Origin of the sequence: Chryseobacterium sp. FP211-J200 (assembly GCF_001643375.1) — a bacterium.
Classification (GTDB): domain Bacteria; phylum Bacteroidota; class Bacteroidia; order Flavobacteriales; family Weeksellaceae; genus Epilithonimonas; species Epilithonimonas ginsengisoli.
In genome coordinates this window covers 86,872-102,746 of the sequence record NZ_LSHB01000014.1, presented here as the reverse complement: position 1 = coordinate 102,746, position 15,875 = coordinate 86,872, and the positions used below count along the sequence as shown (strand labels likewise).

The window sequence follows — 15,875 nt, the reverse complement described above, 5'->3', positions numbered from 1 at the left end:
CAGGTTTTGATCTTGATCCTTGAAACGGCATCCTTTTGGGATGAGGAACGAAGAGCAAAAGATATAGTGGAAAGCAGGTTCCCGGCTCCTAAAAACGAAAAAGCCCAGACGAATCTGAGCTTTTGGTTTATTTCTTTTTGGCCTTTATCTTTTTGACCTGTTCTTTGATGAACGGATATTTCTGCTGCATATCTTTGCTGAGCGTGGAATCGAGTTCAAGTGCTTTTTCAAGCATTGCAATTCCTTCGGATTCGCTTTTCAAATGCAAGTAGCAATTGCTGAGCTGATAATACAATTCGGCGCGTGGATGGGCTTTCAGTGCTTTTTCCAGAATAGTGATTGCTTCTTCATATTCGCCAATCAGCATCAGAACTTCTGAGTACGCGTACCAATTGTAAAATCTGGTTGGTTCGGATTCTATCAGCTTTTTAAGGCAAATTAAGCTTTCTTCGTAATCGCCACTAGTAATGTAAAGAAATGCCAAACGCTTTTGGTACTCGACATTTCCTTCGCTAAGATTGGCTGCTTCCTGAGCAAAATACAGTGATTCTTTTATGTTCCCCAACTCTTCGTAGATAAAGGATTGCTCCATCATCGCCAAATAAAACTGCGGGTCTTCTCTCAAAGATTTTTGGAAAGATGTCAATGCAGGAACCAATTTCTTGGCTTCTTTGTGGCACAATCCAATCTTGTAGAAAGTGAATGCTTTGGTGTATTCCAAATCGAGCATTTCCTCGTAAACGGCAATCGCCTTGTCCCACTCTCCCATCGCTTCATAGCAAGCCGCTTTGTTGGCGTAAACACCGACAGCCTGCGAGTTGATCGCTAATAGATAATCGAAACCGTTGATGGCTTCTTCGTAATTCTTTTTGTTGAAATGGAACTGTCCATACTCGTACCAAGCGGTTTCCGAAAAAGAAAACTTGTCAAGGTATTGATTCAGGAAATCCAAAGCTTCTTGTGAACGGTTCAGTTTGCTGTAACAAACCATCACATTTTCCAAAGAATAATCGTCATAAGGGTCGTGCTCCAAAGCTGAAGTGTAATGTTTCAGTGCATTGAAAGGGTCGTCCAGATTGACATACTCATCCGCAATGAAGTTGTGAAGGAAATTTTCTTCCTCTTCCAATTCCAAAGCTTTCTGGCAATATTCGATTGATTTTTTCGGGTTTCCGAGATTTGAGTAATATTTTGCGCAACAAACCAAAAAGTCTGTGTCTTCCAAAGATGACTGATGCAATTCGTCAATCAGTTCTTTAGCTTTCGTATAACGTTCCAGTTCCAGGAAAACTTCCAATTGCTTGGTTTTGATTTCCAGGGAATTCGGATGTATTTTCAGAGCGTGGTTTACGGCCATTTCTGCATAGCTATAATCTCCCAGCTCCAGATAATAGATGATTATTTCTATATACTCTTCGGTATCGAAGTAGAATTCATCATTGTTCTCTATCATTTCTTCGAACTTTTTAGCAAGTTCGTTTTCAAAAAATTCTTCCAATATATTTGATTTAGATTCGAGATTCAGCTCCGCTCAGATTGGTTTTATCCGATGTGAGATTTGTAAATCAATTACAATTGCCCGGTCTAAAATCTTCATTTAATAAAGTTACTCAATTTTATTCTGAAAATAAGCTATGTAACTCTGACAACTTATTAACATTAATCCTTTTTCTGTTCTGTGTAGATTGTAGTCAAAAACATACCAAACGACTTTTCTAATCCGGTAATATCGCCCGATTTGAGATTGACACCGCCGTAGAGGCTGTCATTACTACGAATCTTGAAATTGGTCAAAGAAAGGTACAAAGACGGCTGTCCGGATTTTGCTGACAATTTTACCGTTGAACCCAGTAATTTTCTGGTGGAGACTGACATAACTTCACTCCCGTTCAAATCCAGTCTAATGAAACTTCTTGGCGCTAACTCTGTAGTTTTATTATTAATATTGATTTTCTGCTTCTTTTCTGAAGATGAAACCAAATAGGCCACGTTCTCTTCTGCCGGAATATCATCGATTTTTGTGTAATACAAATTCAGAATATAATAAGACGAATTGAATTTTTGAATCGTTCCGTCGATATTTTCAATTGGTTGCAAACTGAATGAATTCGCACCAATTTGTTTTGCTTTTTTATAAATATCACCGAAAATTTCCACATCTTTATCTGAATAGGAGTTCACAAGAATCTCGCCCAAGAATTCAGATTTCGAAGGCTCATTGATCTTATAAAAAAACTTGTCTTTGTTGTCATTCGTTTTCTCGACCTTATTCAGAGTAACTATCTGAAGATAAAAGAACTGAAAACAAAAAACACTGATTAAAAATAGGAGTTTACGCATTCGTTATTTTTAGGATTTCTACACAATCCTGAAGGCTGTTTTCCCAATGTTTCGGTTCGATTTTATAATCTTTCTCGATTTTGTCCAAAGACATTGTGCTTCTTTTTGGGCGTTTTGCCGGCGTTGGGAATTCCTCGGTTGTGATTGACTTTAGTATAACGTTGGAACCTGAAAATTCTTTTATTTTATTGGCAAAATCAAACCAGGTGGTTTCCGGATAATTGGAGAAATGGTAGATTCCGAACTTTTTATTTTCAGTTTCGATGATATCCATAATCGCTTCTGCAAGGTCATTGGCGTTGGTCGGTTGTCCGTGTTGGTCACCTACGATTCCCATTTCGTCTTTGATATTGAACAAATGCAACATCGTCTTCACAAAATTCTTATTGAACTCTGAATACAACCAAGAAGTTCTTAGGATCACCGTTTCAGGATTATTTTCTAAAGCCAATTCTTCGCCTTTTCGTTTTGAAGTGCCATAAACACCGATCGGGCCTGTAAAATCATCTTCAGAATAACTCAAATTGGTCTCACCATCAAAAACGTAATCTGTAGAAATGTGAATCAAAACAACGTTGTGTTCTTTGGAAACTTCAGCCAAATTACCAACACCAATGGCGTTGACAGCGAAAGCTTTTTCTTCTTCTTTCTCTGCCAGATCTACAGCCGTGTAAGCTGAAGCATTGATGACAAAATCGGGTTGATACTCTTCAAACTCTTTTTCAATCTGCACTTTATCTGTGATATTAAGTGCATCCGAACCTGTAAAATTGAAATCGAAAATATCGTGGTATTTTGGTGCTAATTTTTGAAGGCAATGTCCAAGCTGACCGTTTCCGCCAACAACTAATATTCTTTTCATACTTATTTTGTTCTATTTTGATTCCTGAAGAAAACAACTCTTTCTTTGAATGTTTTATGGTCTATATCTACTAAAAAATGAGCAAACTTTTCTAAGGTAGAATCCGGCATTTTCTCTGCTCTTCTGGTTTTCATATTGAAGTAGATCACCGTCAGCCAAAAGACGGCATTTACTTTTCCGTTTTCATCTTTCATCAGCAATTCTACAACCGCAGTCAGATCATCTACAAAAACAGTCTTGCTGGTGATGTCAACGGTTGAGTTGTACCTTACTTCTTTCAAATAGGCGATCTCATTTTGGATCGTGACCCAAGTACAGCCTGTTTCCCTTGTATATTGCTCATAAGTGAAGCCGTAGTTTTGCTCTACGTGGTCTTCTCTTGCATTGAGCATATACTCAAGATATTTGACATTATTGAGATGACCGATCGGGTCACAGTCTGCAAATCGGATTTTTACAGTTGATGAAAATTCTTTTTCCATAGTGCAAAAATAAAAAAACCGCTCCGTAAAAAGAGCGGTTTCGATTATTTTCTTGTCTTAAAATTAAAGACCTAATTCTTTTTTAACTGCAGCTGTTGCATCTGTACCTGCTTTGTAAACTAAAGCTGGGCTAGAAGCATCAAACACGAATTCATAAGAAGCAGCTTTTGAAACTTTAGCGATAGCATCGTTGATCTTTTTCTCGATTGGAGCTAGGCCTGCATCTCTTTTCTCAGCGATATCTTTTTGAGCAGCAGCATAAAGTTGCTGAAGGTTGTCCTGAAGTTTTTGAACTTCCTGGCTTCTTGTCTCGTTGATAGCTTGAGTTTGTTTAGGCGCTTCGTCCTGGTATTTTTTCATCAAGTCTTGAAGAGATTTACCTTGTTTCTCCAACTCACCTTGTTTTGAAGTCTGCAAAGTTTGTAATTGAGCATCAAGAGCCTTCATTTCCGGCATAGATGTAAAGATCGAATTGATATCAACAGAAGCTATTTTTTGAGCTTGTGCAAATCCAGTTGCAAAAACCATTACAACGGCTACTAATAATACATTTAATTTGTTCATTTTAAAAAGTTATGTTTATAATTTATATTAATTTTGATTATTTCTGATCAGCAGATTCTGTTGCAGTTGCCTTTCTTTGTTGCATTACTGCATTTTTCGACTTCAAGCCTGACTTTCCAGATTGTCCTTTAGTGTTGTTTACACCAGGTCTGGTATTCGTTTTAATTTCCTCAGCTTTAGGAAGCGTTTTTCCTAAAAGATTGAGGACAGCCTCTGTATAGTCATATTTTTTATCTAAGAAGATGACACTGATGTTGTTGCTTTTATCAAGAACTATGCCCAGATTATTCTTCGTAGAGACCGTTTTGATGGCATTCCAGATCTGATCCTGATAAGGTTTTGTCAGATTAGACCTCAATTGATTGATTTCTCCGTTCGACCCAAACCTTCCACCAATCGTGTTTCGGATATTGGTTTCCAGATCAAGCACTTCTTTCTCTCTTAGTTTGAGCTGATCACCCAGAAGAAGGACCTTTTCGTTTTCAAAAGCTTCCCTTTTTCTTTCATATTCTGCCTGCAACCTTTGTAGATCCGACTGCCATTGCGTAACCTGTGTATTGAGTCTGGCTTCAGCTTCTTTGTACTGAGGCAGCTTGCTCAAGACATAATTGGTATCTACAACGCCGATTTTTTGTGCATAGGTCTGAACTGCGGTAAAAAGTATTGTTACAATTAAAGCTATTTTCTTCATCGTGTAAAAATAAAAAATTATTTTATAATGGTTGATTCATCAAGAAATGCTGTTGCCATCCTGAAGGATCTGTGTTACCCAAGGTTTTATCAAATCCGTAAGCGAAGTCAAATCCGATCAATCCAAATGCTGACATCGATACTCTGATACCAAGACCCGCCGATCTTTTCAATTTGAATGGATTGTAAGTTCCATAACTGTTCCAAGCATTTCCGGCTTCTACAAAAGTAAGAACGAAAATTTTCGCTGTTTGGTTCATCGAAATTGGATATCTAAGTTCTGCTGCAAATCTGTTGTAGATCGTGGCACCTCCATAAGGCGTAATGTCATAAGTGGAAGATGAGCTGAAACCTGTAGAAGAAGCATTTTCATATCCTCTCAAAGGTACCAATTCTCTACCATCGTATCTACCATTGAACAAACCTACACCTCCAACGTAGTATCTTTCGAATGGTGGCGGTCCTAATTCTTTGCTATAACCATTCAGGAATCCCATTTCACCAGTTGTTCTAAGAACCAATTTCCCGATCACCTCGTTATAGAAATCAGCTTTCAACTTCACTTTGTAGAACTCCATCCATTTGTACTTGTCCAAAGTACTCATTGAAGAGTAATCTTTGTCGCTGAACCATGAGTATGGCGGTGTGAACTTCAGGGTTGCCTCTATATTAGAACCATAAGTCGGAAATACTGGATCCAATCCGGCAGAACTTCTGCTCAAACCAATATTGAAACTGAATGATTTTGTACTACCATTATATTCCAAAGCTTCTCCAAAGTAGAATGGATAATTGCTGAAATCATAACTTTGATACTGGATCCCTGTGTAAAGAGAGAAATAATCATCAGGCCATTTTAGTAATCTCGTCAATCCTACACTTGCAGAGAAGATATTCATTTTCTGATCTCCTGTTGATAGTGAATAGTTCACGTTTGAGTAGTTCAAGCCAACACTTAAAGCAGTTGGTCTAGTTCCAAAAACCCAAGGCTCTGTGAAAGATATACTATAGTTTCTAAAATATTGTCCTGCTTGTGCTTGTAATGATAAAGTTTGCCCGTCACCCTGAGGAACCGGTTTGAAATCTTTGAATTTAAGGAAGTTCTTCAGCGAGAAGTTATTAAAGGTCAAACCAAGCGTACCTATGAAAGATCCACCACCGTAACCGGCTTGCAACTGTACCTGAGAAGAACCTTTCTCAACCAATGTCCAGTGCATGTTCACTGTATTATCTTGAGGATTAGGTTTCACATCTGTTCCAATCTGCTGTGGGTCAAAGAATTGCATCCCAGCCAATTCGAAATATGTTCTCTTGATATCTGTTTTCGCAAACAAAGCTCCAGGTTTTGTTCGAAGTGCTCTTAGGATCACGTGGTCATGCGTGGTTGTATTACCAGACCAGGTTACACGGTTCCAAGTTGCTTTTTCACCTTCACTGATTCTGATCTCCAAGTTGATCGAATCTCCTTTTACAGATTTTTCTATCGGTGTAACATTAGAGAAAAGGAATCCATTGTTCATGTAGATGGATTTGATATCAGAGTCATCTTCTTTACCGCCATCGTCTCCAACTTTTTTGTTGAAACCTACTGCATCATAGATATCTCCTGTTTTATACCCTAAGATCCTTTGTAAAAACTCTGTTGTAAAAGTCGTATTACCAATGAAGTTGATATCTCCGATGTAATATTTCTTTCCTTCATTAAGTTTTACATTGATGTTATACCCCTTATCGTTTCTAGTAACAGAGTCAGAAACGATGGTTGCATCACGGAAACCTAATGAATTATAATAACTGATCAGGTTTTTCTTGTCCTCATCATATTTGTCCTGTACAAATTTGGATGGCTTCAAAATTCCGATAAGGAATCTCTTCTGCTTCGTATCCTTGAAACCACTTTTTCTAAGTTTTCTATCAGAAACATTTGTATTTCCTTCAAAATCGATCTTATCGATCTTGACTTTCTTTCCTTTTGAAACCTCGATGGTCCAGTCTACCAAATTGGCATCTCCGCCATTGGCTTTCTCCTGGATATTGATCTTTGCATCAGCAAATCCCTTCGCAATATATTCTTGCGGGATCTTGTTCTGCAAATTGGAGATCAGATTGTTATTGATCTTTGTACCAGGTTTCAGGTTGTTCTCCTTGATGAGTTTCTCATTTTTGGATTTCCCCATTCCTTTACCTGTAAATTTCACTTCTCCAAGTTCTTTAAGGTCTTGCAAAGAAAATTGCAGGACAACATTTTGCCCTTCAACATCCTGAATATAAACCTCAACCTTAGAAAAAGATTGCGTTTCCCAAAGCTTCTTGATAGCGTTGCTAACTCTCTGCCCCGGAATTTCTAACTTCTCTCCTTTCACTAGACCTGTAAAACGCAAAATCTGAGCTGGTGTATATCTTTTGACACCGTCTACAACGATATCTTTCAGAACATATTCTTGATTTTGGTCTGCTGCAAGTTCCGTGTTTTCTGCATTGTTACCCTGTGGAACAACTTGTGCGTGTGCAAACGCTGAAGCTGCTAACAAAATAATGGGTATAATTCTTAATCTCATTCTTATTGAAGTTGTTCTCTTTTCTAAATATATATTTATGAAGTAAGCTGATCGCTTGTCTTTCCGTATCTTCTCTCTTTATTCTGATAATCTAAGATGCATTGGAAAAATGTATCTTTTGTAAAATCTGGCCAAAGTACATCCAAGAATTGCAATTCTGCGTAAGCGATCTGCCAAAGCAGAAAATTACTGATACGCACTTCCCCACTGGTTCTGATCATAAGGTCTACCTGAGGAAAATCTTTTGTGTAAAGATGATCTTCAAAACATTTCTCATCGATGTCCTCCAGTTCTATCTTTCCTTCTTTCACTTCCTGGCTGATCTCTTTTACAGCCTTCAAAATTTCTTTTTGGGAACCGTAACTTAATGCAAGAATCAGATTCCCACCTTTATTATCTTTTGTAAGCTCTATAACATTCATCAACTGGTCTCTTACAAGTTCCGGCAATGAATTGATGTCACCAATGACATGCATCCTCAATCCTTTTGAAAAGATCTCTTCAGCTTCAAGCAGCAGCGTTTCTGACAAAAGGTTCATCAGCGTATCTACTTCTTCTTTTGGTCTGTTCCAGTTTTCCGAGGAAAAGGTGTAAAGGGTAAGATATGGGATATGCACCTCATTACAGGCATTGATCACATTGCGAACTGCCGTGATGGCGTTTTTGTGTCCAAAGGTTCTTTCCTCACCTCTGGATTTTGCCCATCTTCCGTTACCATCCATTATGACAGCAACATGTTGAGGCAAATTGTCTTTATTAATAAGTGTTTTTAAATCCTGCATAACATTATTTACAATAACAAGGTGGTCTTCCAAAAGAATAAGACAAAATAAGTGTTGCAGAATTGACCCAATCTTTTGAATTTGGATTACCTATATTTCTTTGTTGTATAAAACCTTGGACAATGGCAGCTGTTTGATCTTCGTCGAGTGACGTTCTCAAAACTTTCACATCTTTTTCTTCCAATGAACTGTAGTCCACCTGGTCGGAGAAAGTAGGTCTGAAAGTGAATTCCCCAGACAATGCCCAGTTATAATTAAATTTATACTTAAGTCCGATCCCGAATGGCAAGCCCATTGTGAAGCTTTTGTCCTGTTTGTAATTGACAAGTACATTATTCACAGAATTGATCGTAAGCTCAGGTTTCGAAGCATTCATATACAAAGCCGACAGACCTCCAAAAATGTAAGGACTGATCATGCTTACCTGCTCATCATTAACTGGCAAGAAGTTATACTCGAAAAGGAGATCTGCCGAGAAAACCGAATTGGTCCCTCTCAACTGCCTCATCCTTCTGTAGTTTTCCTTAGCATACCTGTCATCGAATTGGACATTACTGAATCCCAGATTAAGCCTTATCGTTTGATACGGATTGAAATTCATTCTGTACAACAGTCCACCGTAGAATGGCAAACCATTATCTGACACATTACCAAGTGGTTTTTGCAAAATATAATTGGTTCTTCCGATATCTCCAACAAGATTACTCATACCCAGCTGCACGCCTATCTCATGTCTTTGCGCATTGGCAAAACCGAGAAAACAAAACAAGGCGATAAAGGTGTAAGTAAGTTCTTTCTTCATTTTCAATATCCTGAAACGTCTATTAGTCAAAAATTTGGTGCAAATATAAAACATTTTTAGTTTAAGCAACTTCTTAAATTTAAGTTAAATAAGGGCGATAAAATATAAATTATTGTTATAAAAACGAACATATCCTCAAAATAGTCTTCAAAAAAAATAAAAGCCTTAAAAAAGGCTCTTTATTTTTTACCAAAAAACATCTTCAGTTTGTTTCGGATCTTGATGACCGTAGGTTCTTTATAATTTTTATCCTCATCAAAATAGCCGTAACCGTATCCATAGCCGTAACCATAGCCGTAGCCATAACCGTAGCCTTGCTTGATGCTGAAGTCATTATAGACGAGTCCAAGATTCGCAACTTCTTTGTTAAAGTACTTTTCACTGATCATTCTCAGCATATGCTTTTCCGTATACTCATGGCGAACAACGTAGATCGTGGTGTCTGCTTTTTTTATCAACTCAAAAGAATCTGCAACCAATCCTACCGGCGGCGAATCTATGATCACATATTCGTAGATATCCTTTAACCTATCTATGAATTTCATATTGTTGTCACCCATCAAAAGCTCCGATGGATTTGGTGGAATCGGGCCAGAAGTGATCACGTCTAGTCCAGGAATACTAGTATGGTTGATGATATCTTCCAGTTCCACCTGACCTGTAAGATAGTTGGAAATCCCATTTTTGTTATTGATCTTAAAATCCCCGAAGATCTTCGGTTTTCTAAGGTCCATCCCGAGCAGGACAGCTTTTTTACCGCTAAGTCCCAAGACCGATGCGATATTGATAGAAACATAGGTCTTACCTTCACCACTGATGGAAGACGTTACCAGTATGACCTTACTTTTCTGCTCCTCATCGAAGAGGAATCTCAGGTTTGCCCTGATCGCTCTAAATGCTTCTGATATTGAGGATTTTGGCTCCTCCATAACCGTAAGATTATTATCATAATTGTTATGTCCAATGACACCCAGCAAAGGGATCTTCGTAGCAGATAACAATTCTTTAATGTTCCTGATCTTCTTGTCAAGCAATTCACCTAATACCAAAAATATAAGAGGAATGAGCAATAGACCACCCATGATCTGCATTTTCGTTGCGTTGATATTTGGAGCAATTGGCCCTTGTCCCAGATTTTTTGCCCAATCTATAACACTCAGATTGCTTTGGTTTGTAGCTACTCTCATCTGAGACTTTGCCTGCTCTGTCAACAAAGTGTTGTATGTACTTTCTATAATATCGTAACCCCTCTTCGCATCCAGGAAAATACGTTGTTTTTCAGGTAATGTGACCAGGTCCTGATCTATTTTTCCGATTTCTGCATTCAGGTCTGTCAGCTTATCGTAGTAGCCTTGAAAATATTTTTTCAGTCCGTCTTGAGAAGTATATTTTGCCTCATTTATCAGTCGGTTGATCTCTCTCATTGGTTCAGAATCCGGCGTATAGATCTGTGCCATCTCCCTTCTCTTCGCATAAAGTGCTTTCAGCTCAGAAACTGACGCGTTGAAGTTTCCATCTTCGATCCCGGCAAGATTCAAACTGATCATTTTCTCTATACTGTTTGTATTGACAGAAGCCTTGATGTTATTGAGTGAATTGATCTTCGTAACCAGATCTGCTTTTTGAGTTTCTAGATCAGTAAGTTTAGCAAGCGTTTTGGAATCGATGTTTTCCATATCGAACAAACGGTTATTGATCTTAAGATTATTAAGAACGGCGCCGCTGGAATCCAGTTTTTTTCTGATCTTGGTAAGATTTTCATTAAGGTACTCGACCGTATTTTGATCCACCGTGTTCTGATCCATCAATCTTTTTTTTATCAATTCCTTCACGGAGTTGTTAAGAAAACCTACAATATTGTTTAGATTATATCCAGATTTGCTAATGATCATGATGGAAGGCAGTTCCTTATCAAAATCTACTGCAATACTGCTGATAATATTATTGACCGCCTGATTGACGGGGATCAAAGTGACCATGATATTCTCCAAATTAATTTTTGGAGCTGTCGGGTTTGACACCAATTTGAATCTCAGGTTCGGCGTTTCGTACCATTCATTCACGCTTACTATTTTGTTCTGTGGTCTCGGATAAGCGGGAACCACTTCTGCAGTTTCGGTAATGAAATTATATAAATTATTGGACTGTCCTTCCTCTGGCAGAATGATCTCATATTTATCTTTTCCTTTCGGAATCATCGTGATCGTATAATTGACCTGCTGCAGATGCTCTTTGTCTATCTCAAGGAAAACCGGACTGTCCTCCTGATCCAGATAAGTGGTCTTGATCAATCCTTTTGTGGTATAATTGGTATTCAGGTCCAGTTTTTTGACCAAGTATTCGTTATGACTTCTGGATAGTAATATCTTCTTCAAGTAGACACCATCTTGGTTTCCACCTTGTCCCCAGATAAAATTGATCGACTGGTTAGGCGTAAAATAACTGGAAGTATTATTGGATATACTTAATGATAAGTTTGCTGAAAAAACCCGTTGCGCGTAATACTTGCTGTAAACAAAAGAAATACAATAACCTAAAAATCCTAAGAGCACAAACCAATACCAATTACGCAGAATCCTTTGCACAAAGTGAATTGGATCAAACAAACTGAATGAACCCATTTTTTCAGCATTCTGAGCTGAGTCTTGTGTGCTGCTACCGTTTTTATCAGGAATCATACTATAACGTCTTAAGAATTAAATAAATAGACATTACTGTTGTGATCAAAGAGACTCCAGTTGTCAAAACCTGTAGTGGTTCCTTTCCAAATCCATTGATGCTTTTTCCATTGGTATTGAGATAGATGATATCGCCATTTTGCAACCAATAATATGGTGAGTTCATTGCATCTTCTCGGGTCAGGTCCAGCTTTGCAGTCTTTATGCCTTCCGGATATTTCCTGTGAATGGTAATACTTTTTCTATCCACGGTCCTGTTCAAACCGCCATTCATCGCAAGGGCTTGCATAATGTTGAGCTGAGTGACATACGCTGTTTTTTCACCTGTGACACCTGTAGTTTCTATATCGCCCAATATGTAATAACGGATCCCATCCAAATTGAGCCTAACCTCTGATTTTCCTTGTAAAAAATTCTCATTGACTCTGGTCTGTATCTCCTTGGTCATATCTTCAACCGTTCGACCTTCTGCTTTCACATAGCCAATTCCAAAAATGTTGACTTCCCCATTGGAGTCTACCTTCAATCCGTTAAAATAAAATGTTGCGTTTCCACCATTTCCGCCAGCACCTCCAGATTGTCCTCCAGCCGCACCACCAGCAGATTGTTGAGTTCCGGTACCTGAGGAGGATGTATTGAGTGACGAATAAAACTGAGCTGCATCACCTTTTGGCGTCGTCACCACATTTAGCGTCAATATATCTCCTTTGGTCACCCTATATTCCGGGACATTGTAAGGAACCAGTCCTTCCTCGTTGATAGTGAGGCTTTCACTTGGCTGCAGATATCTGATATCTTTTCTCGAGATGCAAGAAGATAGTCCAAGTAAAATAAGTAATAATAGTATGTTAAATGAATAACGTTTTTTCATCAATGTTTTTTTGCAAAAATATAACAAATTAATCTTTTTTGAATCTCAATAAAAAAATAGGCAAATAAGCCCCCATAAAACCCAATATCATAATGATAATCAATAACTGGTTAACGTTCAAATGTCTCAAGCAGTATGTCACCGCAATGATCAAAAGAAAATAAGATATGATAAGCGCGGTTGACCGCTTATGACTCAATCCAAGATTCAGTAGTTTGTGGTGAATATGGTTCTTATCCGGAGACATGATGGACTTTTTGTGATATATCCTTGTGATGATCACCGTTATGGTATCCACTATCGGTAAAATCAGGATTGCTACTGCGATAACAGGAGCTGCCTGCAAATGATAGAACACATCGTCCTTCTTTGCGATGAAAATATCAATAAATGAGATTCCTGTAAACGACAATAAAAAACCCAATATCATTGAGCCCGTATCACCCATAAAGATCTTGCTGCTTCTTTTATTAGATAAATTATAGATCAGAAAACCCAAAGAGGCTGCAATCAGGATCACGCAAAGGATCACCAAAGGATCATTGTGATTTCCCAGTCGGAAAAAACTGATCCCGAAAAGTGCACTTGTCACCACGGTATAACTTCCTGCCAGACCATCAATGCCATCAATCAGATTGAATGCATTGATCAAAATGATGAATGTTAGAATACTGAACAATACACTGATGTAATAGTTGATCTCATAAACACCGAACAGCCCAAAAAGACTTCTAATCCTGACGTCCGACCCAATGACCATCAATGCTGAGACCAGGATCTGTGCTAGTAATTTCTTATAAGCTCTCAGGACCATGATATCATCCATAACGCCCACGAAGAACAAGATGATAAACGATGCAAACAGAAATTTGTAGCGGTCAAACAATTCGTATGCGAAGATGGGAGCGCAAACGCCCAAGGAGAAAAAGACAGCAATACCACCCAAGTTGGGAATTTTCCTAAGATGTGAACTCCTGGCATCAGGCTCATCCATCAGATTTTTGCGTCTCGATATTTTTATGATCGTAGGGATTGCCAGATAAGTGATCAGAAAAGAAAATGCAAATCCCAAAAACATTTTGAAATAGAAAAAAGATATCCCGTAACTCTCTAGAAAAACTTGGAAATTATTCATTGATGACTAATGTTTCTGGATTTCAATTTCTACTCATTAATCTCCTGATAAGTCCCTTAAACCCGAAGAAATATAAGAGATAGTATATTTTTTTTTTCAATGGCAAAGATAACAGATAATTCTTACCAAACCGATTAAATTGCAATATTTCTTTAGTTTTTAAGCCTTTAGAAGTCATAAAATCATCCAAAACATGCGACATTTTGTAAAAATCCTCATCTTTTTTCACAAAAGCTAAATAGGCCAAAAACGTGTACACACCTTCCAAGATCTGAAAATTCTTCAAAGCCTCTTTTTGATCAGAAAATCTACTTTTATTGAACGACTGCTCAACAGTTTCCACCGCCTTCAAAATATCAAGACCTTTCGTCGTATGACTTTTGCTGATAGAATCTTCCCGCTCCAAATATTGATAATGAAAATTGGGTGTAAAAGCCAAAATTTGACACTCTAACAAAAGTTGTGGAATGAGCTCGATATCCTCAAAATGAATTCCCTTTTTGAATCGTTTCTCATTAAACAAATCCTTTTTAAAAAGCTTGTTGCAGGCAAAATATGAAATGTCTGAAAAAACTGAAAGATGATCTTCGAGAACAATCTTCTCTGGAAAACCGGGTAATTGTGTGAGTTTTTGAGTGACATTTCCTTCTTCATCCACTTTTTGAAGATTGCAGACCGCCATTTCCGCTTGATGTTTTTCTGCAAGACTGTACAACTCCTCAAACATCGTTTCCGAGACATAATCATCACTGTCTACAAAACCAAGATATTGTCCTCTTGCTCTATCGATCCCGAAATTACGTGCATCACTTAGACCTCCATTTTCTTTGATAAAACCAAATATTTTTCCTGGATATTTTTCCTGAAAATCGTCAATAATCTGTTGAGAATTATCCTTACTTCCATCATTGATGACCAAAATTTCAATCTCCTTCAAAGTTTGATCGACCAATGACAACAAGCATTTCTCCAGATATAATTCAACATTATAAACCGGAACGATGATGGAAACTTTTATGGGAAGATCCAGACTCATTATTTTAATTTCTAGTAAATCTAGAACTTAGAAAACCTCTCTTCGCCTCATCAAAATCTGAACGTGAGCACGGAATGCAATTATCAATATCCTCGTCCTCGCCAAAATACCAAAGATTGCTGAAAACATCTCTCTTGAAAGCGTATTGATTATCATTGATCAAAACAAAAAATGTCTCAAACGATTTCTCCTTCGGATGCGATCTCTGGATATTGATCCCCTCGATGAGATACCAAAGCATCTGCGCCAGAAGCTGATGGTTGAGCTGAGAATCCGAATAGATATTGTAATTGAAGATCCCGACCGATTTTAGTTTTTCGCCAAGTCCAATCTCCTTCATATAAGCACAAACTTCTCTTTTATTAAGTCCGTTCACTTGCGGATTGATGGAAAAAGGTTCATTGAAACTTTCGACCGCATCACAATTGATCGTCACCAAGTCTGCTTTTCGGAAGTAAGGCTCGGTCTTCTCGGTAGAATTCATCATCTCTGCCAATCGGATAATATCAAACTGAACTTCTTTGATGAGCTTCACAGAATCGGACTCATTCAAATGTTTCTGATAACCAAGGTGATGGTAATTTTTGATCGAGAAATTTTTGGAGCCTAAAATCTTACTGAGGAAATTTGACTCGTGAATTTCTTCATCATGCTTCAAAGAAACAACGTTGCTGATCTGCGTATAGTTGATGTCGGTCTGATGAAAACTAAGTGCAGAAAAAAGCGAGAAAGCGAAATCATTGCTTCCACCAATGATGATTGGAATGGCGTTTTTGTAATGGCAAGCCGACAAAACCTCCTGCAAAATGTAATGCGAATCCTGAGGCGTTTTCCCAGAAACAAGGTCGCCCAGGTCCACGATCGGAATATCGAAATCGAGCTGAGAAAGCTTGTAAAACTCTCTTCGGATCTGCGTAAACTCCTGGCTGTCTGCATCCCCATTTGCACCACGATAATCTGAGAGGAAAAGTAAAACAATGCTGTCCTCTTTGATCTCATTGATGACCTTTTCCCCGATCTGCCAATTCTCTGTTCTGATCTTCCTTGGTGGAATGATAAAATCTTCGAAGTTCAT

General features: G+C 38.1%; 14 protein-coding genes. All 14 read right to left on the bottom strand.

Annotated features, from left to right (window positions below):
* Positions 1-127: 127 nt before the first annotated feature.
* The 14 genes from AXA65_RS06185 to AXA65_RS06120 all read right to left on the bottom strand — a co-directional run bounded on the left by AXA65_RS06185 (position 128) and on the right by AXA65_RS06120 (position 15,875).
* Positions 128-1,498 (bottom strand): tetratricopeptide repeat protein, encoded by a 1,371-nt coding sequence (locus AXA65_RS06185; RefSeq protein WP_063969253.1) that lies wholly within the window; start codon positions 1,496-1,498, stop codon positions 128-130.
* A gap of 161 nt (positions 1,499-1,659) precedes the next feature.
* On the bottom strand, positions 1,660-2,340 hold the full coding sequence (locus AXA65_RS06180; protein WP_063969252.1) for a hypothetical protein: 681 nt from the start codon (positions 2,338-2,340) through the stop codon (positions 1,660-1,662).
* Positions 2,333-3,202: a dTDP-4-dehydrorhamnose reductase gene (gene rfbD, locus AXA65_RS06175; protein ID WP_063969251.1), complete on the bottom strand. Its 870-nt coding sequence runs from the start codon at positions 3,200-3,202 to the stop codon at positions 2,333-2,335. The genes AXA65_RS06180 and rfbD overlap by 8 nt, the downstream gene beginning before the upstream one ends.
* A gap of 2 nt (positions 3,203-3,204) precedes the next feature.
* Positions 3,205-3,684 carry an acyl-CoA thioesterase gene (locus AXA65_RS06170; protein ID WP_063969250.1) on the bottom strand — a complete coding sequence of 160 codons (480 nt, stop codon included), beginning with the start codon at positions 3,682-3,684 and terminating at the stop codon, positions 3,205-3,207.
* Positions 3,685-3,747: 63 nt separating this feature from the next.
* Complete coding sequence (locus AXA65_RS06165; protein WP_063969249.1) at positions 3,748-4,248, bottom strand: OmpH family outer membrane protein; 501 nt, start codon at positions 4,246-4,248, stop codon at positions 3,748-3,750.
* 37 nt (positions 4,249-4,285) lie between these two features.
* On the bottom strand, positions 4,286-4,939 hold the full coding sequence (locus AXA65_RS06160) for an OmpH family outer membrane protein (protein ID WP_063969248.1): 654 nt from the start codon (positions 4,937-4,939) through the stop codon (positions 4,286-4,288).
* 22 nt (positions 4,940-4,961) lie between these two features.
* The gene (gene bamA / locus AXA65_RS06155) at positions 4,962-7,496 is read right to left on the bottom strand and encodes an outer membrane protein assembly factor BamA (protein ID WP_063969247.1); all 2,535 of its coding nucleotides are present in this window, start codon (positions 7,494-7,496) and stop codon (positions 4,962-4,964) included.
* A 35-nt stretch (positions 7,497-7,531) separates the two neighbouring features.
* Positions 7,532-8,278, bottom strand: a complete 747-nt coding sequence (locus tag AXA65_RS06150) for an isoprenyl transferase (protein ID WP_063969258.1) — start codon at positions 8,276-8,278, stop codon at positions 7,532-7,534.
* Positions 8,279-8,282: 4 nt separating this feature from the next.
* Positions 8,283-9,080 (bottom strand): DUF6089 family protein, encoded by a 798-nt coding sequence (locus tag AXA65_RS06145; protein ID WP_063969246.1) that lies wholly within the window; start codon positions 9,078-9,080, stop codon positions 8,283-8,285.
* A 179-nt stretch (positions 9,081-9,259) separates the two neighbouring features.
* Positions 9,260-11,758: an exopolysaccharide transport family protein gene (locus AXA65_RS06140; protein WP_063969245.1), complete on the bottom strand. Its 2,499-nt coding sequence runs from the start codon at positions 11,756-11,758 to the stop codon at positions 9,260-9,262.
* Position 11,759: 1 nt separating this feature from the next.
* Positions 11,760-12,629: a polysaccharide biosynthesis/export family protein gene (locus AXA65_RS06135; protein WP_063969244.1), complete on the bottom strand. Its 870-nt coding sequence runs from the start codon at positions 12,627-12,629 to the stop codon at positions 11,760-11,762.
* Positions 12,630-12,657: 28 nt separating this feature from the next.
* Positions 12,658-13,707 (bottom strand): glycosyltransferase family 4 protein, encoded by a 1,050-nt coding sequence (locus AXA65_RS06130; RefSeq protein ID WP_228391632.1) that lies wholly within the window; start codon positions 13,705-13,707, stop codon positions 12,658-12,660.
* Between the two features lie 79 nt (positions 13,708-13,786).
* Positions 13,787-14,800 carry a glycosyltransferase family 2 protein gene (locus tag AXA65_RS06125; RefSeq protein WP_063969242.1) on the bottom strand — a complete coding sequence of 338 codons (1,014 nt, stop codon included), beginning with the start codon at positions 14,798-14,800 and terminating at the stop codon, positions 13,787-13,789.
* Positions 14,801-14,804: 4 nt separating this feature from the next.
* On the bottom strand, positions 14,805-15,875 hold the full coding sequence (locus AXA65_RS06120; RefSeq protein WP_063969241.1) for a formimidoylglutamase: 1,071 nt from the start codon (positions 15,873-15,875) through the stop codon (positions 14,805-14,807).